Source organism: Pseudomonas sp. Je.1.5.c (genome assembly GCF_051129895.1).
Lineage (GTDB): Bacteria > Pseudomonadota > Gammaproteobacteria > Pseudomonadales > Pseudomonadaceae > Aquipseudomonas > Aquipseudomonas urmiensis.
Genome location: NZ_JBCPSP010000003.1, coordinates 214,003 through 233,959 on the forward strand (window position 1 = coordinate 214,003; position 19,957 = coordinate 233,959).

At 63.2% G+C, this 19,957-nt stretch carries 22 protein-coding genes; 8 read left to right on the forward strand and 14 right to left on the reverse strand.

Going from position 1 to position 19,957, the window contains the following annotated elements; genetic code table 11:
- Nucleotides 1–125 precede the first annotated feature (125 nt).
- From AAZU54_RS04545 to AAZU54_RS04560, 4 genes are all read left to right on the forward strand, one after another.
- The gene (locus AAZU54_RS04545) at nt 126–473 is read left to right on the forward strand and encodes an ArsC family reductase (protein ID WP_186555442.1); all 348 of its coding nucleotides are present in this window, start codon (nt 126–128) and stop codon (nt 471–473) included.
- A gap of 40 nt (nt 474–513) precedes the next feature.
- Nucleotides 514–1,548 (forward strand): 2,3,4,5-tetrahydropyridine-2,6-dicarboxylate N-succinyltransferase, encoded by a 1,035-nt coding sequence (gene dapD, locus AAZU54_RS04550; protein WP_186555443.1) that lies wholly within the window; start codon nt 514–516, stop codon nt 1,546–1,548.
- A 79-nt stretch (nt 1,549–1,627) separates the two neighbouring features.
- Entirely contained in the window at nt 1,628–2,833 is a 1,206-nt protein-coding gene (locus AAZU54_RS04555; RefSeq protein ID WP_186555444.1) for a cysteine desulfurase, read from the forward strand.
- Nucleotides 2,830–3,240, forward strand: a complete 411-nt coding sequence (locus AAZU54_RS04560) for a SufE family protein (protein ID WP_434726654.1) — start codon at nt 2,830–2,832, stop codon at nt 3,238–3,240. The genes AAZU54_RS04555 and AAZU54_RS04560 overlap by 4 nt, the downstream gene beginning before the upstream one ends.
- A 67-nt stretch (nt 3,241–3,307) precedes the next feature.
- Here the strand turns inward: AAZU54_RS04560 and AAZU54_RS04565 are convergent, their stop codons facing one another.
- On the reverse strand, nt 3,308–4,090 hold the full coding sequence (locus AAZU54_RS04565; RefSeq protein WP_405130217.1) for a class I SAM-dependent methyltransferase: 783 nt from the start codon (nt 4,088–4,090) through the stop codon (nt 3,308–3,310).
- A gap of 94 nt (nt 4,091–4,184) precedes the next feature.
- On the opposite strand from AAZU54_RS04565, the gene AAZU54_RS04570 reads away from it, so the two are divergent.
- A complete protein-coding gene (locus tag AAZU54_RS04570; protein ID WP_405130216.1) occupies nt 4,185–4,805 on the forward strand; it encodes an energy transducer TonB in 621 nt (206 codons plus the stop codon).
- A gap of 2 nt (nt 4,806–4,807) precedes the next feature.
- On the opposite strand, the gene AAZU54_RS04575 is transcribed toward AAZU54_RS04570, so the two are convergent.
- The 7 genes from AAZU54_RS04575 to ppc all read right to left on the reverse strand — a co-directional run bounded on the left by AAZU54_RS04575 (nt 4,808) and on the right by ppc (nt 11,954).
- Complete coding sequence (locus AAZU54_RS04575; protein WP_434726655.1) at nt 4,808–5,497, reverse strand: extensin-like domain-containing protein; 690 nt, start codon at nt 5,495–5,497, stop codon at nt 4,808–4,810.
- Nucleotides 5,498–5,503: 6 nt separating this feature from the next.
- Nucleotides 5,504–6,334 (reverse strand): isocitrate lyase/PEP mutase family protein, encoded by an 831-nt coding sequence (locus tag AAZU54_RS04580; RefSeq protein ID WP_434726656.1) that lies wholly within the window; start codon nt 6,332–6,334, stop codon nt 5,504–5,506.
- Between the two features lie 29 nt (nt 6,335–6,363).
- Nucleotides 6,364–7,233 carry a DUF72 domain-containing protein gene (locus AAZU54_RS04585; RefSeq protein ID WP_434726657.1) on the reverse strand — a complete coding sequence of 290 codons (870 nt, stop codon included), beginning with the start codon at nt 7,231–7,233 and terminating at the stop codon, nt 6,364–6,366.
- A 3-nt stretch (nt 7,234–7,236) separates the two neighbouring features.
- Nucleotides 7,237–7,524 carry a hypothetical protein gene (locus AAZU54_RS04590; protein ID WP_186555451.1) on the reverse strand — a complete coding sequence of 96 codons (288 nt, stop codon included), beginning with the start codon at nt 7,522–7,524 and terminating at the stop codon, nt 7,237–7,239.
- A gap of 130 nt (nt 7,525–7,654) precedes the next feature.
- Nucleotides 7,655–8,329, reverse strand: a complete 675-nt coding sequence (tsaB, locus tag AAZU54_RS04595; protein WP_312152885.1) for a tRNA (adenosine(37)-N6)-threonylcarbamoyltransferase complex dimerization subunit type 1 TsaB — start codon at nt 8,327–8,329, stop codon at nt 7,655–7,657.
- Between the two features lie 88 nt (nt 8,330–8,417).
- Nucleotides 8,418–9,068, reverse strand: a complete 651-nt coding sequence (gene adk, locus AAZU54_RS04600) for an adenylate kinase (protein WP_186555453.1) — start codon at nt 9,066–9,068, stop codon at nt 8,418–8,420.
- Nucleotides 9,069–9,326: 258 nt separating this feature from the next.
- A complete protein-coding gene (gene ppc, locus AAZU54_RS04605) occupies nt 9,327–11,954 on the reverse strand; it encodes a phosphoenolpyruvate carboxylase (protein ID WP_434726658.1) in 2,628 nt (875 codons plus the stop codon).
- Between the two features lie 289 nt (nt 11,955–12,243).
- Here ppc and AAZU54_RS04610 point away from each other — a divergent pair, with 289 nt between their 5' ends.
- The 3 genes from AAZU54_RS04610 (at nt 12,244) to AAZU54_RS04620 (ending at nt 14,126) form a co-directional block, all read left to right on the forward strand.
- Nucleotides 12,244–12,588 carry a pilin assembly protein gene (locus AAZU54_RS04610; RefSeq protein ID WP_264236082.1) on the forward strand — a complete coding sequence of 115 codons (345 nt, stop codon included), beginning with the start codon at nt 12,244–12,246 and terminating at the stop codon, nt 12,586–12,588.
- A 285-nt stretch (nt 12,589–12,873) separates the two neighbouring features.
- Entirely contained in the window at nt 12,874–13,287 is a 414-nt protein-coding gene (locus AAZU54_RS04615) for a DUF4398 domain-containing protein (protein WP_186555456.1), read from the forward strand.
- A gap of 50 nt (nt 13,288–13,337) precedes the next feature.
- A complete protein-coding gene (locus AAZU54_RS04620; RefSeq protein ID WP_186555457.1) occupies nt 13,338–14,126 on the forward strand; it encodes an OmpA family protein in 789 nt (262 codons plus the stop codon).
- Between the two features lie 267 nt (nt 14,127–14,393).
- Here the strand turns inward: AAZU54_RS04620 and AAZU54_RS04625 are convergent, their stop codons facing one another.
- The 6 genes from AAZU54_RS04625 to lysS all read right to left on the reverse strand — a co-directional run bounded on the left by AAZU54_RS04625 (nt 14,394) and on the right by lysS (nt 19,898).
- Nucleotides 14,394–14,720 carry a hypothetical protein gene (locus tag AAZU54_RS04625; protein ID WP_186555458.1) on the reverse strand — a complete coding sequence of 109 codons (327 nt, stop codon included), beginning with the start codon at nt 14,718–14,720 and terminating at the stop codon, nt 14,394–14,396.
- Nucleotides 14,717–15,640, reverse strand: a complete 924-nt coding sequence (locus tag AAZU54_RS04630) for an alpha/beta hydrolase (RefSeq protein WP_405130212.1) — start codon at nt 15,638–15,640, stop codon at nt 14,717–14,719. Before AAZU54_RS04630 ends, AAZU54_RS04625 begins: the two co-directional genes overlap by 4 nt.
- A complete protein-coding gene (locus tag AAZU54_RS04635; protein WP_186555460.1) occupies nt 15,612–16,889 on the reverse strand; it encodes a flavohemoglobin expression-modulating QEGLA motif protein in 1,278 nt (425 codons plus the stop codon). The genes AAZU54_RS04630 and AAZU54_RS04635 overlap by 29 nt, the downstream gene beginning before the upstream one ends.
- A 22-nt stretch (nt 16,890–16,911) precedes the next feature.
- Nucleotides 16,912–17,463: a hypothetical protein gene (locus AAZU54_RS04640; RefSeq protein WP_186555461.1), complete on the reverse strand. Its 552-nt coding sequence runs from the start codon at nt 17,461–17,463 to the stop codon at nt 16,912–16,914.
- A gap of 29 nt (nt 17,464–17,492) precedes the next feature.
- Nucleotides 17,493–18,209, reverse strand: a complete 717-nt coding sequence (locus AAZU54_RS04645; RefSeq protein ID WP_186555462.1) for a TetR/AcrR family transcriptional regulator — start codon at nt 18,207–18,209, stop codon at nt 17,493–17,495.
- Nucleotides 18,210–18,395: 186 nt separating this feature from the next.
- On the reverse strand, nt 18,396–19,898 hold the full coding sequence (gene lysS / locus AAZU54_RS04650; protein ID WP_186555463.1) for a lysine--tRNA ligase: 1,503 nt from the start codon (nt 19,896–19,898) through the stop codon (nt 18,396–18,398).
- Between the last annotated feature and the right edge of the window lie 59 nt (nt 19,899–19,957).

A 19,957-nucleotide genomic window follows, 5' to 3' on the forward strand; every position in this document is an offset into this window, starting at 1 on the left:
ACACGCTTCGCCCCTGCGCGCTCGGCAGCCAGCCGTGGCGCCAGGCTCGTCGATGTCGCATAATCGCCCTCACCTTTTCTTCACGGAGTATCGGGACGCCTACCCCAAGGCGCCCCAGGCATTCAATGGCTTACACTCTCTATGGCATCAAAGCCTGCGACACCATGAAAAAAGCCCGTACCTGGCTCGAAGAAAAAGCCATCGGCTATCAATTTCACGACTACAAGACTCAAGGCATCGACCGCGACAGCCTGAATCGCTGGTGCGACGAGCACGGCTGGGAAGTCATCCTCAACCGTGCCGGCACCACCTTCCGCAAGCTCGACGATGCCAGCAAAGCCAACCTCGACCAGGCCAAGGCCGTCGAATTGATGCTGGCCCAGCCGTCGATGATCAAGCGCCCGGTGCTTGACCTCGGCGAGCGTACCCTGGTCGGCTTCAAGCCTGACCTGTACGCCGCAGCGCTGGCCTGAGTCCGCTCCGCTTCCACCCTATTTCGCAAGAGGTAATCGCATGTCCACTACTCTGTTCAGCCTGGCCTTCGGTGTCGGCACCCAGAACCGCCAGGGCACCTGGCTGGAAGTCTTCTACGCGCAACCACTGATCAACCCGAGTGCCGAGCTGGTCGCTGCGGTCGCGCCGATCCTCGGCTATGAAGGCGGCAACCAAGCCATCGCCTTCACCAACGCCCAGGCCGGCCAGCTGGCCGATGCCCTCAAGGCCGTCGATGCCACACAATACGCCCTGCTGACCCGCCTGGCTGAAAGCCACAAGCCGCTGGTCGCGACCCTGCTGGCCGAAGACAGCGCGCTGACTTCGACCCCAGAAGCCTATCTCAAGCTGCACCTGCTCTCGCACCGCCTGGTCAAGCCGCACGGCCTGAGCCTGGCTGGCGTGTTCCCGCTGCTGCCAAACGTTGCCTGGACCAACCAGGGCGCCGTCGACCTAGCCGAGCTTGCCGAACTGCAACTCGAAGCGCGCCTGAAGGGCGAGCTGCTGGAAGTGTTCTCGGTCGACAAGTTCCCGAAAATGACCGACTACGTGGTCCCGGCCGGCGTACGTATCGCCGATACCGCCCGTGTGCGCCTGGGCGCCTACATCGGCGAAGGCACCACCATCATGCACGAAGGCTTCGTCAACTTTAACGCCGGCACCGAAGGCCCAGGCATGATCGAAGGCCGCGTGTCCGCTGGCGTATTCGTCGGCAAGGGCTCGGACCTGGGCGGCGGTTGCTCGACCATGGGCACCCTCTCCGGTGGTGGCAACATCGTGATCAAGGTCGGCGAAGGCTGCCTGATCGGCGCCAACGCGGGTATCGGCATCCCGCTGGGCGATCGCAACACCGTTGAAGCTGGCCTGTATATCACTGCTGGCACCAAGGTGAACCTGCTCGACGAGAACAACCAACTGGTGAAAGTGGTCAAGGCCCGCGACCTGGCCGGCCAGACCGACCTGCTGTTCCGTCGCAACTCGCTCAACGGCGCGGTGGAGTGCAAGACCCACAAGTCGGCCATCGAGCTGAACGAGGCGCTGCACGCGCACAACTGAGAACCTCGCGGGGTTTGAAGTGATAAGATCGGGTCTGGCGTTAGCGCCAGGCCCGTTTTTATTTCCAGGTCCCTCGATCATGTTTCAGCCCTCCCCGTGGCGTGCCGACTTTCCCGCCATCGCCGCTCTAGAACGCCAGCACCAGACCTATCTGGACAGCGCCGCCACCACGCAAAAGCCCCAGGCCCTGCTCGATGCCTTGAGCCATTACTACGGCCATGGCGCGGCCAACGTTCATCGTGCCCAGCACCTGCCCGGTGCGCTGGCCACCCAAGCCTTCGAGACCAGCCGCGACAAGGTCGCCGCCTGGCTCAATGCCGCCGATTCGCGGCAGATCATCTTCACCCATGGCGCCACTTCAGCGCTGAACTTGCTGGCATATGGCCTGGAACATGGCTTCAACGAGGGCGACGAGATCGCCATCAGCGCCCTGGAGCACCACGCCAACCTGCTGCCGTGGCAGCAACTGGCGCGCCGGCGCAACTTGCGCCTGGTCATCCTGCCGCTGGATGAGCAGGGCCACATCGACCTCAATCAAGCGCTGCAACTGATCGGCCCGCGCACCCGCCTGCTGGCAGTCAGCCAACTGTCCAACGTACTGGGCACCTGGCAAGCACTGCCCGCCCTGCTCGCCCACGCCCGCGCCCAAGGCGCATTGACCGTGGTCGACGGCGCGCAGGGCGTGGTGCATGGCCGCCACGATGTGCAACAGCTCGAATGCGACTTCTACGTGTTCTCCAGCCATAAACTGTACGGACCTGAAGGCGTAGGCGTCCTGTATGGGCGCCCGCAGGCCTTGGAACAGCTGCTTCATTGGCAGTTTGGCGGAGAGATGGTGCAACTGGCCGACTATCACGGCGCCAGTTTTCGCCCGGCGCCGCTGGGCTTCGAGGCGGGGACGCCGCCCATTGCCGGGGTCATTGGCCTGGGTGCGACCCTCGACTACCTGGCCAGCCTCGACCCACACGCCGTCCAGGCCCATGAAACCAGCCTGCATCAGCACCTGCTACGCGGCCTGGCCGATCGTGATGGCGTGCGTATCCTCGGCATGCCGCAAAGCGCCCTGGTGAGCTTTGTCGTCGACGGCGTGCACAACGCCGATATCGCTCACCTGCTGACCGAGCAAGGCATTGCCGTACGCGCCGGGCATCACTGCGCGATGCCGCTGCTCAAGGGGTTGGGGCTGGAAGGGGCAATTCGGGTATCGCTAGGCCTGTACAACGACAGTGACGACTTGCAGCGCTTCTTCGACGCGCTGGATCAGGGCCTGGAGTTGTTACGATGAGCCTGTCGAGCGAGGCCAGCCAAGCGCTGCAGGCATTCCAGCAGGCTCGGGGGTGGGAACAACGAGCGCGCCTGCTGATGCAATGGGGCGACCGACTGGCGCCGCTCAACGAGCGCGAAAAGACCGAGGACAACCGTGTCCATGGCTGTGAGAGCCTGGTGTGGCTGGTCGCCAACCAGCAAGGCGGACAATGGCAGTTCAAGGCCGCTAGCGATGCACGCTTGCTGAGGGGGCTGCTGGCCTTACTGCTGGTCCGGGTCCAGGGGCTCAATAGCGCCGAGCTGGCGAAGCTTGAGCTGGGGGCCTGGTTCACCGAGCTTGGCCTTGAGCGCCAACTGTCGCCCTCGCGCAGCAATGGCCTGCATGCGGTACTGCAACGCATGGCTCAGTTGGCATCCGCCGCCTGAAGGTGTCTGGGCAACCGCCGACAAGGGCTGCAAGGCAGCCCCAGTGGCGGAATCTGCAAACGCTGCGCTAAGCCTTCAAGGCCTTCTTCGGATAGATGTCATAGCGACTCGATTTGCCCTCAAGGCTATGACTGGGCTTGGGCCCGTCGATAATCGGCGCCTTACGCGGCCGCTTGACCACGACCCGGTGCGAAGCCAACGCCAAGGCTGCCTCGAGCAACGCCGGCGCATCCAGGTCGTCACCGACCAAAGGCCGGAACACGCGCATTTCCTTCTTCACCAAGGCACTCTTGTCGCGGTGCGGGAACATCGGATCCAGGTAGATCACCTGTGGCGCCTCGCCCTGCCAGGTGCGCATGCGCTCGATGGCGTTGCCCACCAGCAAACGCATCCGCTCAACGATTGGCCCGACCTCGACATCCCCACGGCCGCGCACCAGGCCATCTTCAAGTAACGCGGCGATCAGCGGTTGGCGTTCGATCAAGGTCATCTCGCAACCCAGACTGGCCAATACGAAAGCATCTTTACCCAGCCCGGCAGTTGCATCCAGCACCTGCGGCCGCACGCCCTGAGCGATACCGACCGCCTTGGCGATCATCTGCCCATTGCCACCCCCGAACAAGCGCCGGTGCGCCGCCTGGCCCTCGACGAAGTCGACGCGCACCGGACCCGGTGCCTGCGGCCCCAGCTGCTGGATCTGCAAGCCGTCCACACCTACCTGCACGGCAAACTCCGCCGCCTCGTCAGCCAATGGCAACCCCAGCCGCTCAGCCCATACGGCCGCCTGCGCCTGGTACTCGGGCGCCAGCGCCTCGACCCTGATGCCTGTGCCCTGCTCTTGCTCTACCATCCGATCCCGCATCCAAAATAATTAATGAAACGCCGGCCACGGCCGATACACGCAGTATCCGCTATTCTGCCAGAGCACAACACGCGCGACTGCCATGTCAGATACCCTTCCCATCGGCTTGACCTACCTGTCGCCTGTCGGCAACTACGGTCGACAGAATACCCAGGCCCTCGGCGGCGTCAGCCACCTGTGGCAGGATTTCTTCGCCCAGGCGTTGGCCGACCAGCAAGGGCAAGAGGCCGACGCCGTCAGTCAAGCGCTGGTGCAGTACGACAACGAAAGCGGAGAACCGATCGGGGGCGCCCGTGCCCTGGCGTTGATCGATGCCCAACGTGCTTGCAGCGTGCAAGACACCGAGGTCAAGCCTCCCGAGCCGCTGTTCCTGCCCAAGGCCGAACTTGAAGCCAACCTGCTCGAGCCTGCCCCGGAACCGTTCAGCGCCGCCGAGTTGATCGAGCAACAACGCGATCTCGATCTGAGCAACAGCTGGCTGCGTCCGGTGGTCATGAGCCAGGGCCATGCGCAAGCTGAACCTGGCGCTGCGCCTTCGCCGCGCCCGCTGCACCTGCCGATCGCCGAATTTGAAATGGACCTGCTGGACCCGGCGCCAGAACCGTTCGATGAGCCGACCCTGGCCCAGCAGCAGAATGAGCTGGAGTTCGACATTCACTGGGCACGCCCTGTCGTGCTGAACAACGTGCGCGTCCACGCTTGAGCTCAGCGGCAGATCTGCCAGAGCCCCATGTCGAGATGAAAGTGGTTGTGGTGCGCCGCGTTGTAGTCAGGCCCTAATACCGTACTGAAACTCTCGCAGGCCGCTTGCCGCACCTGCCTGAGAAACTCCGCCTTCTGCCCCCCACCCTGCCAGTGCTGCGCCAACACGATGCGCTGGCCATCCTTGAGCCGAAAGGCGCTGATATCCAAGGCATTGGCCGTGGCATGCTGGCTCAGCCGACCTTGCTTGCGGTTGTAGACGTTGCGACAGGCGAAGCTGCCAAGGTGCTCAACCTGCACCACCGGCTGGCCAAACACCCGCTGCGCTGCCGGTTGCAAGCCATGCGCCTCGAACAGGGCATAGGCCACCGCCAGCGGGCAGGTGGCGAGAAAACTACTGCTCAAGCGCGCCTGACCGGCCTCCACCCGCCACACGTTCTGCAGCGGACATTGCGCCGTCGCTGCGCTGTCGGCCTGGGCTCGGTAGCGCAAGACCGAGGTTTGCAGCGCCTGCTGGCATAAGGCGGGGTCTGTGCGCAGACGCGACAGTTTATAAGGCGTGAGCAGGTTCGGCGGCTGGCGCACATCCAGCGCCGCCCACGGATTCCATTGCGCGGGTGGACGCCAGCCCAGGTACCAGGCCTGGCCCGCTGCGAGCAGCAGCACCAACAGCAGCCAGCCAAGCCAGCGCATCAGGGCTCAGCGTCGGAACAGATCGTTGAGCTGGGCGAACGGCAGCGCCTGCTCGGCGTAGCTGAAGGTGCCCTGATCGCGAATCTCCAGCGCCGCCCGCTGCAACGCGCCGAGTGCCGCCCGGGCCAGCGATGAGCCGACGCTGATACGTCGCACCCCCAAGTCTTGCAGTTGGTTGACGCTCAGCGGCACACCCGCCAAACCCATCAATACATTCACAGGTTTCGGAGCCAGCGCCTGGACCACCGCACGCACCTCATCGACACTGCGCAGCCCTGGGGCATACAGCACATCAGCGCCGGCTTCGGCATACGCCTGCAGGCGCAGGATGGTGTCATCCAGGTCCATGCGCCCATGCAGCAGGTTCTCGGCGCGGGCACACAGGGTGAACGCAAATGGCAGGCTACGCGCCGCCTGTACCGCTGCGCGCACGCGCTCCACGGCCAGGCCGAGGTCATAAATGGGCGCTTCGCGGCGACCGCTGGCGTCCTCGATCGAACCGCCGACCAAGCCCGCTTCAGCGGCGCGCAGAATGGTCTGGGCGCAATCTTCCGGCAGGTCGCCGAAACCATTTTCCAAATCCGCAGCCACCGGCAATGGTGTGGCATCGACAATCGAGCGGGCATTGGCCAGGGTTTCGTCCAGGCTCAGCTCAGCCTCGGCATCCGGCCGCCCCAGGCTGAAGGCCAACCCCGCACTGGTCGTGGCCAGCGCCTCGAAGCCCAGGCTGGCCAGCAGCCGGGCGGAGCCAGCATCCCAGGGGTTGGCAATGACAAAGGCGCCATCACGCTCATGCAGCGCCTTGAAGGCCTCCGCTCGCAGGGTTTGCACATCCATGGTTACAGCTCCGGCAGGTTGAGAAGTGGTCAGAGTAACCCTAGTTGTTCGACCTCAGGGGCACGTGGCAATTCAGCTAAAGGCGCAAGCCCCGGCAAGCGCTCGCTCAGCCGTTGATGAAAACGCTGGGCCAAGGCCGCTGCCAGGCGGTTATCCGAGGTATGCAGGAAAATGTACGGGCTACGCCCCTGTTCGATCCACTCAGCGACCTTGCCCACCCACGGCGTGAGGAAGTGCTCGTTCGCCTCAAGCTGCGGATGGCCAATGAACCGCACCTGTGGGTGCTGACTGAAGGCCGCAGGCCGCGCTGGCACGTTGGGTTTCTTCGACTGGGCATGCAGCACTGCCGGCTCGCGCGAGGTACAGCTGAACAGGGCCCGCGGATCCAGGCAGATGCGCTCCACCCCACGCCCATGCAGCAGGCGGTTCAGCGCCCGCTCCTCATCGCCACGGGCAAAGAACCGCGGATTACGCACCTCGACCGCCACCGGTACGCCAATGTGGTCAAGAAAGTGCGCAAGCTCAGCCAGGCGAGCAGGGCCGAACACCGCTGGCAGTTGCAGCCAATAGGGCGAAACCCGTGGACCAAGAGGTGCTAGCAGGCGAGTGAAGTCGAGCGCCGATTGCAGCTGCTCACGCAGGTCACCGGCATGGCTGACATCCCGCGGAAATTTGGCGGTAAAGCGAAAGTGCGCAGGCATGACCTGAGCCCAGCGCTCTACCGTGGAAGGCGCGGGACGGGCATAAAAGGTGGTATTGCCTTCGACCGCGTTGAATACCTGGCTATACAGGCATAGAAATTCAGTGGCGCGGGCGTCAGCGGGATACAGGTAATCGCGCCAGGCGTTTTCGCTCCAGGACGGACAACCGAGAAAGTAAGGCAGAGGCGATGGATTCATCCATCAAATGTACAGATCCAGCCCCAGCACTTCCATATCCCAATCGGTGAAGCCGGCAGTGGCCAGGTAGCTGGCCAGAGCGGTCGCGGTGCGTCGATCGCGCGCGCGCGGGAAGATCAGATCCTGCTGACGGGCCGGCAGCCCCGCGCCACCACGGCGGGTCCTGGCCTCCTGCGGGACTTCGCTGTCCTCGATCAGCTCGGCATCTTCGACAGACTCATCACGCACCTGCGCCTTGCGCGGTGCGCGCTTGATCGGGTAGGACTGGGAAGAGAAGCCGTCGATACGCATGGAATGAACACTCAGGATCAATGATGGCAATTTAGCAGCATCAGAGATCCATCGCTAATGCCATTGTGATAACTGGACCACAGTTCCCACGAAAGGTTTAGCGCGAATGTAAATAGCCGACGAACTGCGGTTAACGAGGCGCCTTGGGCGTGGCCACGTTATCGCGCAGATAGACTGGCTGAGCCTGGTCGGCGGCAATTGCCTCACCGCGCGCCCAAGCGTATCCGGCCAAGCTGAGGATATCCAAGGCGGTGGGCAGCAGGCTGGCATCACTGTCGCTCACCTGCGCAGCCAGGCGCGGCGCGTAACCCCAGCCAGTCCCCGCACCGAACCAATCACCGCCTGCCTCTGGCAAGGCCACACGCTCTGGCGGCAAGACGGCTTCGCGACCGAGCAGGCGCATCTCACCTTCGTTGGCCTGGTAGCAGCCCCAGTAGACCTCATCCATCCGCGCATCGATGGCCGCCGCAACGTGCTGCGTGCCACGCTCGCGCAAGGCCCGTTGCGCCAAGGCGGCCAGGTTCGATACCGGCAACACCGGGCGCTCCAAGGCGAAGGCCAGGCCCTGCACCACACCAATGGCGATGCGCACCCCGGTGAACGCACCTGGGCCACGACCAAAGGCGATGGCATCCAGATCGCTCAGCGCTACGCCAGATTCCGCCAGGATCTGCTTGATCATCGGCAACAGCTTCTGCGCGTGTTGGCGGGGGATCACCTCATGGTGGCTGGTCACCTTGCCGTCATGCAGCAGCGCAACGGAACAGGCTTCGGTGGCGGTATCCAGGGCCAGCAGGGTGGTCATCGAACGGGTTTCCAGGGGCAAAGAGAAAAGAGCGCCAGTATAAACGACAACGGCCCGCAAGCGGGCCGCTGTCATGCATAGGCGTGGATCAGCTCAAGGCCGCCAGGACCTTGGCGGTGATCGCCTCAACCGAGCCGACACCTTCGATGTGGCTGTACTTCGGCTTGCCAGCGTTGGCGGCCGAGAGCTTCTGGTAGAAGTCCACCAGCGGCTTGGTCTGGCTGTGGTAGACCGACAGGCGATGGCGCACGGTTTCTTCCTTGTCGTCATCACGCTGGATCAGCTCTTCGCCAGTGACATCGTCCTTGCCTTCCACTTTCGGCGGGTTGTACTGAATGTGGTAGGTGCGGCCCGAGGCCAGGTGCACGCGGCGACCGGCCATACGGCCAACGATTTCTTCGTCGTCCACGGCAATCTCGACCACAGCGTCGATATCGACACCGGCGGCAACCATGGCTTCAGCCTGAGGGATGGTCCGTGGGAAGCCGTCGAACAGGCAGCCCTTGGCGCAATCAGGCTGGGCGATACGCTCCTTGACCAGACTGATGATCAGGTCGTCGGAGACCAACTGACCGGCGTCCATGACTTTTTTCAGTTCCAGACCCAGTGGGGTGCCGGCCTTGACGGCAGCACGCAGCATGTCACCGGTGGAAATCTGTGGAATGCCGAACTTCTCGGTGATGAACTTTGCCTGAGTACCTTTACCGGCCCCGGGAGCTCCCAGCAGAATTACGCGCATCTTGTGCTCCTCATATTTTTTTATGCAAATCAATGGATTCGGCGTCAGGGCCAATTCCGGAAAATCGGGTATCGACCAGAAAATCGGTCAAAAGGCTGCTCAAGATACACAGCACCCGGCGACCAGACAAGCGTCCCAAAGTTGCAGCAAAGCGCCACTTGCGACCTGCCGCCGCAGGGGTTGCGCCCAGCGCAACCTCCCTCCTCGCCCCAGGCCTGACCCGGCACTGGGCCAGACCCGCGGCTGGCCAGGCGCCGCTTAACCGGTGTTGCGCAGGCCGGCGGCAATGCCCGCCACAGTGACCAGCAAGGCCTGCTCTAACGGGCTGTCCAGAGCGGCTTGGCGGCTGCGCGAGCGCGCCAGCAGCTCGGCCTGGAGCCGATGCAGCGGGTCCAGGTAGGTGTTGCGCAGGCTGATGAATTCCAGCGTCTCAGGGCTGTGCGCCAGTAGCACCGGCTGCCCGGTCAGACTCAGCACCGCCTGGCATGACTGCGACAATAGGTCGCGCAGCTGCGCACCCAACGGGAGCAAGTCGGGTTGCACTAGACGTTGGTCGTAGGCCTCGGCGATTTGTGCATCAGCCTTGGCCAGGACCATTTCCAGCATGTCGATCCGGGTGCGGAAGAACGGCCACTGCTCACGCATCTGCGCCAACAGTTCGCCCTGGCCACGGGCCAAGGCATTGCTCAGCGCGGTTTCCCAGCCTAGCCAGGCTGGCAGCATCAGCCGGGTTTGCGTCCAGCCGAAGATCCACGGAATGGCCCGCAGGCTTTCAATGCCACCCGCGCGGCGTTTGGCCGGGCGACTGCCCAATGGCAGGCGGCCCAGCTCCTGTTCAGGGGTCGACTGGCGGAAGTACTCGACGAAGTCGGGGTTCTCCCGCACCACCTCGCGGTAGGCCTTGACCCCATCAGCGGCAAGCTGGTCCATCACCTCGCGCCAGGCAGGTTCCGGCGGCGGCGGCGGTAACAGGGTCGCTTCGAGCACGGCCGCTAGATAAAGGTTGAGGTTTTGTTCGGCGATGCCCGGCAGGCCGAACTTGAAGCGAATCATCTCGCCCTGTTCGGTCGTACGGAAACGACCCGCCACCGAGCCCGGGGGTTGCGACAAGATGGCCGCGTGCGCCGGGCCGCCGCCACGGCCAACGGTGCCACCGCGGCCATGGAACAACAGCAGCTCGACCTGATGCTCGCGACAGATGCGCACCAGGTTCTCCTGAGCGCGGTACTGGGCCCAGGCCGCCGCCGTGGTGCCAGCGTCCTTGGCCGAATCGGAGTAACCGATCATCACCTCCTGGGGCCCACGCAGACCGGCGCGGTAACCCGGCAAACCGAGCAGGCGCTGCATCACCGGCCCCGCGTTATCGAGGTCGGCCAGGGTCTCGAACAGCGGTACCACGCGCATCGGCCGGGTCAGGCCGGCTTCTTTGAGCAGCAACTGCACCGCCAGTACATCCGACGCCGCGCCCGCCATGGAGATGACGTAAGAGCCGAGTGAGGCGGCAGGCGCCGCGGCGATTTCCCGGCAGGTGTTGAGCACCTCGGCAGTGTCTGCCTGGGGCTTGAAGTGAGCAGGCAACAACGGCCGACGGTTGTTCAGCTCGGCCTGGAGAAACTCGATACGCTGCTCTTCGTTCCAGTCGGCGTAGCGGCCAAGACCTAGGTAGTCGGTGATTTCCGACAGGGCATCACGATGACGGGCAGCATCCTGGCGCACATCCAGGCGCACCAGGAACAGGCCAAACGTCACTGCCCGACGCAGGCAGTCAAGCAGCGGGCCATCGGCGATCACGCCCATGCCGCACTCATGCAGCGAGTGGTAGCACAGCTGCAGTGGCTCGATCAGCTCACGTGTATCGACCAGCACCTCGGCACTGGCCGGCTGGCTGCTGGTCAGTGATGCATGCGCCCAGGCGCGCGTTGCACGCAGGCGATCTCGCAGTTGCTTGAGCAGGCTGCGATAGGGCTCGGCGCTGTCACCGACCCGCTCGCGCAGAGGGTCGCTGGCTTGCTGCATCGACAACTCTGCGGCCAGGTAATCGATATCGCGCAGGAACAAATCGGCGGCCATCCAGCGCGCCAGCAACAACACTTCGCGGGTCACGCTGGCGGTGACATTGGGGTTGCCGTCGCGATCGCCGCCCATCCACGAGGCAAAACGAATCGGCGCCGCCTCCAGCGGCAGGCGCAGGCCGGTGGCCTCGAACAGCGCCTTGTCGACCTTGCGCAAGTGGCTGGGGATCGCCTGCCACAGCGAGTGCTCGATCACCGCAAAACCCCACTTGGCCTCGTCCACTGGGGTGGGTCGAGTGCGGCGGATCTCTTCGGTGTGCCAGGCTTCGGCGATCAACCGGCGCAGGCGCTCGCGAATCTGCTGGCGCTCGGCAGGGGTCAAGTCGCGGTGATCTTGCGCAGCCAACTGAGCGGCGATGGCATCGTATTTCTGGATCAGGGTCCGCCGGGCAACTTCGGTGGGATGAGCGGTGAGCACCAACTGGATGTCCAGCTTGGCCAGCTGGCGGGCCAGGGCGTCATGGCTGTGTCCCGCTTGCTTGAGGCGCGCCAGCAACTCGGGCAGTACCCGCGCCTCGAAAGGCTCTGGCTGGCCGGCTTCGCGGCGGTGAATCAGCTGATACTGCTCAGCGATGTTGGCCAGGTTGAGGAACTGGTTGAAGGCGCGCGCCACCGGCAGCAGCTCTTCGTCGGCCAAATCATTCAGGGTCGAGCTCAGCTGCTCGGCGCCGCCACGCCGATCAGCCTTGGCGCTGTGGCGAATGTCCTCGATCTTCTGCACAAACGCATCGCCGTGCTGCTGGCGAATGGTTTCGCCGAGCAACTCCCCCAACAGATGGACATCTTCACGCAAGCGAACATCGATATCGGTCATCAGGCCCTCTCTGTGGCGCGGTTGCTCCGCGCTCCGCTAAGGAAACTGCACGTAGCCAAGAGTGCCCATAGCGACCCGCTCAAGGCAAGCCTGCGGCGGGGTTAGCAACTAAAGTGAATGCAGGGCAGTCCACTAACTGCCCCTTTTGAGGCTTCACCATCGTAGGGGGCTGCTGCGCAGCCCATCGCCGGCAAGCCAGCTCCTACACAAACAGCGCAGACCTTGTAGGAGTTGGCTCGCCGGCGATGAGCCGCAGCGGCCCTGGAAACGACGTCCACACGAGGTCACCATGAAAATCCGCGAACTCGCCCAGCACTGGGAACAGAACGCCGCCGGCAGCTTGAGCCCTACCAGCCATGTGTTGCATCTGGACCTTGAGTCCGAAGCACGACTGGCCGCGCTGATCGACATGTACCCCAAACGCACCGCCGAAGAACTGCTCGGCGAACTGGTCGCCTGCGCCCTTGAAGAGCTGGAGGCCAGCTTCCCCTATGTCCAGGGCCGGCAGGTGATTGCCACCGATGAAGAGGGCGATCCGCTGTACGAAGACATCGGCCCGACCCCGCGCTTCCTGGCCCTGTCACGGCGCCACTTGCATGAGCTGAGCAACACCGCTGAAGAGCCCGGCAACTGACGCTTTGCTTGCGCACCACACGGCTGTGCGCTGCCGTGCGGGCGCAAGCTTGCCCGCCATTCGCGACCAACACCCCCGCCCACCACACTGACTGATCAGTCAGAAAAATACTTGCCAAGCCTAGGTATTTTTTTCTGAACTAATGGAAAAACGCTCCGGTCCGACCAAATAGCCATCACGCTAAAACCCTGCACACAGTTGGCTGTGCACAGTTCAGCTGAAATGCGCGCACTGTCAGGGAATAGGCGATGGACTGCTACGGACATTGTTATCAGGAGTGATCCAATGGAGCTGACCAACATGAAGACCCGCACTTCGCCAACCTCATCCACTCACTTGCGCGGGCTCAAGCTGGCCGCGCTGGCCCTGGGCAGCAGCCTGGTACTGGCCGGTTGCGCGGGCAAGCCGCCAAGTGAGCAATATGCCGTGACTCAATCGGCGGTGAACTCCGCTGTCAGTGCCGGTGGCACCGAGTTCGCAGCCGTGGAAATGAAGGCGGCGCAGGACAAGTTCAAGCAAGCCGAAATCGCCATGCACGACAAGAAGTACGACGAAGCCAAGCTGCTCGCCGAACAGGCCGAGTGGGACGCGCGTGTCGCCGAGCGCAAGGCGCAAGCGGCCAAGGCCCAGAAGGCCGTGCAGGACTCCCGCCAAGGCGTCCAGGACTTGCGTGAGGAAGGTCTGCGCAGCGCCGAATGAGCCTGCCCAGCGTTCCTTGAGCCTTCGTAACTGATCAAAGGATGAACATTATGCGCAACTACGTCATGATCCCCGCCCTGCTGGCCCTGAGCGTTGGCCTTGCCGCCTGCTCGCATGATCCGAACGCCAACCTGGAATCGGCCCGCACCAACTTCTCGGCGCTGCAAAGCGACCCGCAGTCGAGCAAACTGGCCGCCCTGGAAACCAAGGACGCCCAGGACTGGCTGAACAAAGCCGACAAAGCCTACATGGACCGCGAGAACGACAAGAAGGTCGACCAACTGGCCTACCTGACCAACCAACGGGTTGAAGTGGCCAAGCAGACGATTGCCCTGCGTGCCGCCGAAGGCGAGCTGAAAAACGCCTCTGCCCAGCGCGCCCAGGCTCGCCTGGATGCCCGCGATGCACAGATCAAAAAGCTGCAGGACAGCCTCAACGCCAAGCAGACCGACCGCGGCACCCTGGTGACCTTCGGCGACGTGCTGTTCGACTTCAACAAAGCCGAGCTCAAGAGCAGCGCCCTGCCCAACGTGACCAAGCTGGCCCAGTTCCTTCAGGAGAATCCTGAGCGCAAGGTGATCGTCGAGGGCTACACCGACAGCGTCGGTTCGGCCAACTACAACCAGACCCTCTCTGAGCGCCGCGCCGCAGCCGTACGCATGGCCCTGGTACGTGCTGGCGTCGACCCAGCGCGCATCGTTGCCCAGGGGTATGGCAAGGAGTACCCGGTAGCGGAGAACTCCAGCAACTCAGGCCGCGCCCAGAACCGTCGGGTGGAGGTGACCATCTCCAACGACAACCAGCCAGTGGCACCGCGTACCGTGAGCCAAGCGCAGTAACGCTTGGTGCACGAACGAAAACCACGGCGTAAAGCTGTTCACTGATGTTTTGGGGCCGCTTTGCAGCCCTTCGCGGGCAAGCCCGCTCCTACAGGGACGGCGCCGACCGTTAGAGCGGCGCTATCCCTGTGGGAGCGGGCTTGCCCGCGAAGCGCTGCAAAGCGGCCCCAAAATCTTCACTGGATAGCTTTAAGCTTTGATGTCGCTTTTTGGGGTGAGCGCTGAGAGTCGAGGCATCCACTTGGACATGCCCAAGCAACTCACCAATCACTGAACCTGCTGCGGCGTCTCTTCGCCCATGCAGCGCACCGCGCGCTTGCGGTTGTCCACCAGCACGCCAGTCAGGCCTTTTTGCTGGGTATCGAACAACACCAGTACACCATCCACGCATTGCGCCACCTGCGGCGCTGCGTCCAACGACACCTTGTAATCCTCGCCGGGCACGGTCTTGAGCATGGTGTAGTCCTGCAACAGCAGGGCATCCTCAGGCTTGGCGAAATGCAGGTAGCCGTAATACCACAGAGCCCCAACCGTCACGATGATGCTGCCGACACCGGTCAAGATCAGCGGGATGGCGTTGCGTTCTTCACTCATTGCTGGTTCTTCTCGTCAGGGTAGTTGGGCACTTCGGCCAAGCGGCGCAGGCCGTTGAAATGGCTGGGGTCGTCCATGAAGCGCAGCATTACCTGGCGCCAGGTCGGGTCGGCGAAGGTCTGCACATGGCCGCCTCGGGTCAGTTGCAGCACCCGCGGTGGTGGAGCGTGCTGATACAGGCGGATGCCGTTGTCCATCGGCACCAGGTTGTCATCGATGCTGTGGAAGAACAGTTTCGGCGGGCTCTGCACGTGCTCGATGGAGCGAATCGCACTGTCACCGTCCGGCACCAGCCAGGACAGCGGCACCTGTAACGGCCAGGTCAGCCACGAGGTGCTCAGGGCGAAGCGGCCGACCGCGCGGTAACTGGCCGGCACTCCATCGAACACCAGGGCACTGAAGCGCTGTTGCTGCTCGGGATGCGCCGCCAGGTAATGAATGGCCATGGCGCCGCCCAGGCTCTGGCCCAGCAGCACCAGCGGCTTGCCGCGCACCTCAGGGGCCTGCTCCAACCAGGCCATGGCCGCCGCGATGTCCTGGTAGACCTCGGGCAGGCTCGGCGTGCCCTGGGACAGTCCATAGCCGCGGTAATCGATCATCAGCACCTGATAACCCTGCTCCGGCAGCCAGTAGCTGCCACCTAAATGCCCGGGCAGGTTGCCGCCATTGCCGTGCAGGTGCAATACCGTTCCCTTGACCTCGACCCCCGCCTTGGCCGGCAACCACCAGCCATGCAGGCGCACGCCATCGGCGGTGGTCAGGGTCACGTCGCGATAGGCCAACTTGGCCCGCTCCGGGGTGAACGGCTGGCCGGGCTCTGGATAGAACAGCAGGCTGCTGCAACCGCTCAGGGCCAACAGCAACCAGCCAAGGAGCAGGCCGCGCCTGGCCTCAGAGAATGTTCGCGTAGTCGGCTTCAATGCGATCCAGGCTCAGGTGGTTGAGGAAGTTGGAGAAGCACATCCAGGCCGACAGCGCGTTGAGGTCGCGGAACTGCTCAGGCAGGTACTTGGGCGGCTCGACCAGGCCTTCCTCGACCAGTTGGCGCAGGGTGCGCATGTCTTCCAAGGTGGTCTTGCCGCAGAACAGCAACGGAATCTGCTCGAGCTTGCCCTTCTTCACGGCCAACTGAATGTAGTTGTAAACCATGATGAAACCCTTGAGGTAGGACAAGTCCTTGGTGAATGGCAGGCCATTTGGCACCGAGCCGCGAAATACCCGGCTGGCATTGCTGTAGCTCTGGCCGATCTCGAAGCCCTGGCCGCGGAAGAACTCATAGACCTGCATGAAGTCTGCGCCCTCCTCGACCATATGGATGGCGCGGGTGCGGTTGGTCAACTTGCGCAGGCGGCTGGGATAGGAGGCAAAGGCAATCACCTCCATGAGGATCGCCAGGCCTTCCTGGGTCACCGTCGACGAGGGCGGACCCTTGGCCAGGAAGGTGCAGATTGGCTGGTTCAAGCCATTGAGCGTGGTGCCGACGTGCACCAGCCCCTCGTGGACCTCCAGTGCGCGCACGTCGCGGCTGTTGAACATGGCATCGGCGCGCACCTTGATGTAGTCGGCGCCGGCCGCAGCGTCAGCGACGATGCCGTCGGACTCGAACACACGAATGGTGCTTTCGGCCTCACCGAAGACCTTGTTCAGGCGGCGCTGGAGAATATCCACCGCCTCCTTGGCAGTCAGGTTCTTCGGCTCGTCTTTCAGATCGCCCCGGCCATCGATGTTGTTCAGGTAGTCCGAGAGCATCAGGCCCAGGTCAGCCAGGGTCGGGTCGCCGGCATGGAAGGCATCGGAAGCGGCGCCATACAGCTCCTGGGAGATCAAGCCGAAGTCTTCGGTGCCGCGCGCTTCGAGCATGCGCACGACCATGCGATACTCCTTGCACATGCGCCGCATGATCTGCCCGACCGGGTTGAACTGGCCGAGCTGACGGGTGATATCCCGTTCGATGTTCTGGAACTCTGCTTTCAGTGCAGCAGAATCGAACGACAGCGGCCGCGACTGGTAATAGGCTCGGTCCACCGCCGGTGGCTCCTTGCCCTTGGTCTTGAGAAAGCCCTGGCGGATGCTGTCATCCCACTTCACGGCATCGAGCACGCGAATTGGGGTTTGCGCGGCGACAATACGGTCGGACAACGCACGGATAGTCTGCTGGTACTCGTCCACACCGAATTCCTTGTATCGGCTATTACTTGCCAGCGCGCTGGAAGCGCGCCACTTCGACGAACAGATCGGAGTTGGCCGGATCGTCCAGGTAGGCCAGGACGCGCTCGGTCGGGCTGTCGATCAGCACGCCGGGGCCATTGTCTTCCGGCACTTCGGTACTACGCCCGGTCAGTTCCTTTTTCTGTACAGCCTGCTGTACCTGATCGACATCGAGGTTGTAGATCACCAGGTCCTTGCCGTCCTGGCTGACCTCGAAACCGCCAATCAGGAAATTGCCCCCCAGCCGCTTGGGAACACCGGCTGAGAGATACCAGCGGTTGCCGTGGCGGGCAACGGTGAAGGCGTACTCCTCAGCCGGCTTGCCTTGTGCGCGCGCCACCGCCTTGTAGGTGTTGCCCCCGGCGCGACTGATCGCCAGCTTCAGCGGCTGTCCCCAGGCATCTTTGCTGCTCCAATTGCCCAGCAGGGCCTTGGGCGCCGCCTGATTAGCGGGGAGTGGATCACCGAAGGTCACCAGACAACCGCCCAGCAGCAGGAATGACAACGTCAACAACACCACACGCCAGGCTTTCATCAGGTTCTCCTTGAAAAGTCGGTCGCTACCTAGGCCGAGGCCAGCACCAGGTGCAAGTACCGGGTAAGGATAGCGAGCATCTGCCCATCGGCTTGCGCATTCGCATCCATGAGCAGGCCCTGATATTCCATCTGCTCGATAATCGCCGTCAACATCTGGGCGTCCTGTTCCGGCTGACGCGAGCCGACCACCTGGAGCATCTGCCGCGCGCCATGCAGAAGAATCTGCTCATGAGCGCGGACCAAGTCAGCCAAACGCGGGCACAACAGCGCCTCTTGGCGAAAAGCCTGCTCGGCCATGAGGAAGTCACGCCGGTTATGCAATTGGCGGCTGACGTAGTCGGCGGTCATGCGCGCCACTTCGTCGACCAGCCGCGCGCGTGATTGCGCGCTGCCATCACCCTGCGCCAGCAGCTGGCGCAACACCACTTCGGTGTTGGACCAGAGCTTGGCCATGTAGGCGGCGCTGCGCTCGACGTACTGGGCGAAGGTGTCGGTGAGCAGGTCTTCGATGTCCTTGAAGTAATAGGTAGTGGCCGACAGCGGCACCCCAGCCTCGGCTGCCACCGCGCGGTGACGCACGCCGCGCACGCCATCGCGCACGACGATGCGCATGGCCGCGTCGAGAATCAACTGGCGGCGCTGCTCGCTGCCCTGGCGGCTGGTCTTGCGCCCTTGGTACTGCACGCTCTCGGCGACAGCGCTGGCCACGCCGGCCGCGCCTTGTTGGGCGTTTGCTGGTGTCACAGTGGGTACCTCTTAAAGTTGAATGTTGTCTGTGCCGTCTCTATCGCGGGGCAAGCCCGCTCCCACGTAATCAACATCAGCAGCGAACTACGTGGGAGCGGGCTTGCCCCGCGATAGAGACGGCACCGGCACGCTAAGACTCAAGGCAAGAAAAAGCCGCCTAATAAGGCGGCTCGTTCAGATCACTCAGGCCTGCGGACGCATGTGCGGGAACAGGATCACATCGCGAATCGACGGTGAGTTGGTCAGCAGCATCACCAAACGGTCGATGCCGATACCTTCACCCGCGGTCGGCGGCATGCCGTACTCCAGCGCACGCACGAAGTCGGCGTCGTAGTGCATGGCTTCGTCGTCACCCGCGTCCTTCTCGGCCACCTGGGCCAGGAAGCGCTCGGCCTGGTCTTCGGCATCGTTGAGCTCGGAGTAGGCATTGGCGATCTCGCGGCCACCGATGAATAGCTCGAAGCGGTCGGTCACGGCTGGGTTTTCGTCGTTGCGACGGGCCAGCGGCGAGACCTCGAACGGGTATTCAGTGATGAAGTGCGGCTGCTCCAGCTTGTGCTCGACCAGCTCTTCGAAAATCATCACCTGCAGCTTGCCCAGGCCTTCGTGGCCAAGCACCTTCGCGCCGGCTTTCTTGGCGATGGCGCGGGCCTTGTCGACGTCCTGGAGGTCGGCGGCGGTGAGCTCTGGGTTGTACTTGAGGATCGAGTCGAACACCGACAGGCGCACGAACGGCTCGCCGAAGTGGAACACCTTGTCGCCGTACGGCACGTCGGTGGTCCCCAGCACCAGCTGCGCCAGCTCGCGGAACAGCTCTTCGGTGAGGTCCATGTTGTCGTTGTAGTCGGCGTAGGCCTGGTAGAACTCGAGCATGGTGAACTCGGGGTTGTGCCGGGTCGAAACGCCTTCGTTACGGAAGTTGCGGTTGATCTCGAAGACCTTCTCGAAGCCACCGACCACCAGGCGCTTGAGGTACAGCTCAGGCGCGATGCGCAGGAACATGGCCATGTCCAGCGCGTTGTGATGGGTCTCGAACGGCTTGGCCGCGGCACCACCAGGGATAGTCTGCAGCATCGGCGTTTCGACTTCGAGGAAGTCGCGCTCGATGAGGAACTTACGGATGTGCGAGATCACCTGCGAACGCACACGGAAGGTGTGGCGGGTTTCTTCGTTGACCATCAGGTCGACGTAGCGCTGGCGATAGCGCTGCTCGGTGTCGGTCAGGCCGTGGTGCTTGTCCGGCAGCGGGCGCAGCGACTTGGTCAGCAGGCGCACGTTGGTCATTTCGACGTACAGGTCGCCCTTGCCGGAACGGGCCAGGGTACCTTCGGCGGCGATGATGTCGCCCAGGTCCCAGGTTTTCACGGCAGCCAGGGTTTCTTCAGGCAGGGTCTTGCGGTTGACGTAGACCTGGATGCGACCGGTCATGTCCTGGATAACCATGAACGAGCCACGGTTGAGCATGATGCGACCGGCGACCTTGACCGGGATCGCTGCAGCTTCCAGCTCTTCCTTGGTCTTGTCGACGTATTGCTTCTGCAGGTCATTGCAGTAGCTGTCGCGGCGGAAGTCGTTGGGGAAGGCCTGACCCTTCGCACGTTCTGCGGCAAGTTTTTCCTTGCGCAGGGCGATCAGGGTGTTTTCTTCCTGTTGCAGGTCTTGCGCTTCGGTCTTCAGATCGCTCATGTCGTCATTCTTTCCATCAGGTATTCATTGCCCTTTTCGGGCAGGGCGCGCGATGCCGG

Coding starts and splice junctions, on each gene's coding strand:
- dapD (WP_186555443.1), top strand. CDS start 514: ATGTCCACTACTCTGTTCAGCCTGGCCTTCGGTGTCGGCACCCAGAAC.
- AAZU54_RS04590 (WP_186555451.1), bottom strand. CDS start 7,524: ATGCGTATCGACGGCTTCTCTTCCCAGTCCTACCCGATCAAGCGCGCA.
- AAZU54_RS04640 (WP_186555461.1), bottom strand. CDS start 17,463: ATGAAAGCCTGGCGTGTGGTGTTGTTGACGTTGTCATTCCTGCTGCTG.
- tsaB (WP_312152885.1), bottom strand. CDS start 8,329: ATGACCACCCTGCTGGCCCTGGATACCGCCACCGAAGCCTGTTCCGTT.
- AAZU54_RS04555 (WP_186555444.1), top strand. CDS start 1,628: ATGTTTCAGCCCTCCCCGTGGCGTGCCGACTTTCCCGCCATCGCCGCT.
- AAZU54_RS04575 (WP_434726655.1), bottom strand. CDS start 5,497: ATGCGCTGGCTTGGCTGGCTGCTGTTGGTGCTGCTGCTCGCAGCGGGC.
- lysS (WP_186555463.1), bottom strand. CDS start 19,898: ATGAGCGATCTGAAGACCGAAGCGCAAGACCTGCAACAGGAAGAAAAC.
- ppc (WP_434726658.1), bottom strand. CDS start 11,954: ATGACCGATATCGATGTTCGCTTGCGTGAAGATGTCCATCTGTTGGGG.
- AAZU54_RS04570 (WP_405130216.1), top strand. CDS start 4,185: ATGTCAGATACCCTTCCCATCGGCTTGACCTACCTGTCGCCTGTCGGC.
- AAZU54_RS04580 (WP_434726656.1), bottom strand. CDS start 6,334: ATGGATGTGCAAACCCTGCGAGCGGAGGCCTTCAAGGCGCTGCATGAG.
- AAZU54_RS04585 (WP_434726657.1), bottom strand. CDS start 7,233: ATGAATCCATCGCCTCTGCCTTACTTTCTCGGTTGTCCGTCCTGGAGC.
- AAZU54_RS04625 (WP_186555458.1), bottom strand. CDS start 14,720: ATGAGTGAAGAACGCAACGCCATCCCGCTGATCTTGACCGGTGTCGGC.
- adk (WP_186555453.1), bottom strand. CDS start 9,068: ATGCGCGTAATTCTGCTGGGAGCTCCCGGGGCCGGTAAAGGTACTCAG.
- AAZU54_RS04560 (WP_434726654.1), top strand. CDS start 2,830: ATGAGCCTGTCGAGCGAGGCCAGCCAAGCGCTGCAGGCATTCCAGCAG.
- AAZU54_RS04615 (WP_186555456.1), top strand. CDS start 12,874: ATGGAGCTGACCAACATGAAGACCCGCACTTCGCCAACCTCATCCACT.
- AAZU54_RS04620 (WP_186555457.1), top strand. CDS start 13,338: ATGCGCAACTACGTCATGATCCCCGCCCTGCTGGCCCTGAGCGTTGGC.
- AAZU54_RS04545 (WP_186555442.1), top strand. CDS start 126: ATGGCTTACACTCTCTATGGCATCAAAGCCTGCGACACCATGAAAAAA.
- AAZU54_RS04565 (WP_405130217.1), bottom strand. CDS start 4,090: ATGGTAGAGCAAGAGCAGGGCACAGGCATCAGGGTCGAGGCGCTGGCG.
- AAZU54_RS04610 (WP_264236082.1), top strand. CDS start 12,244: ATGAAAATCCGCGAACTCGCCCAGCACTGGGAACAGAACGCCGCCGGC.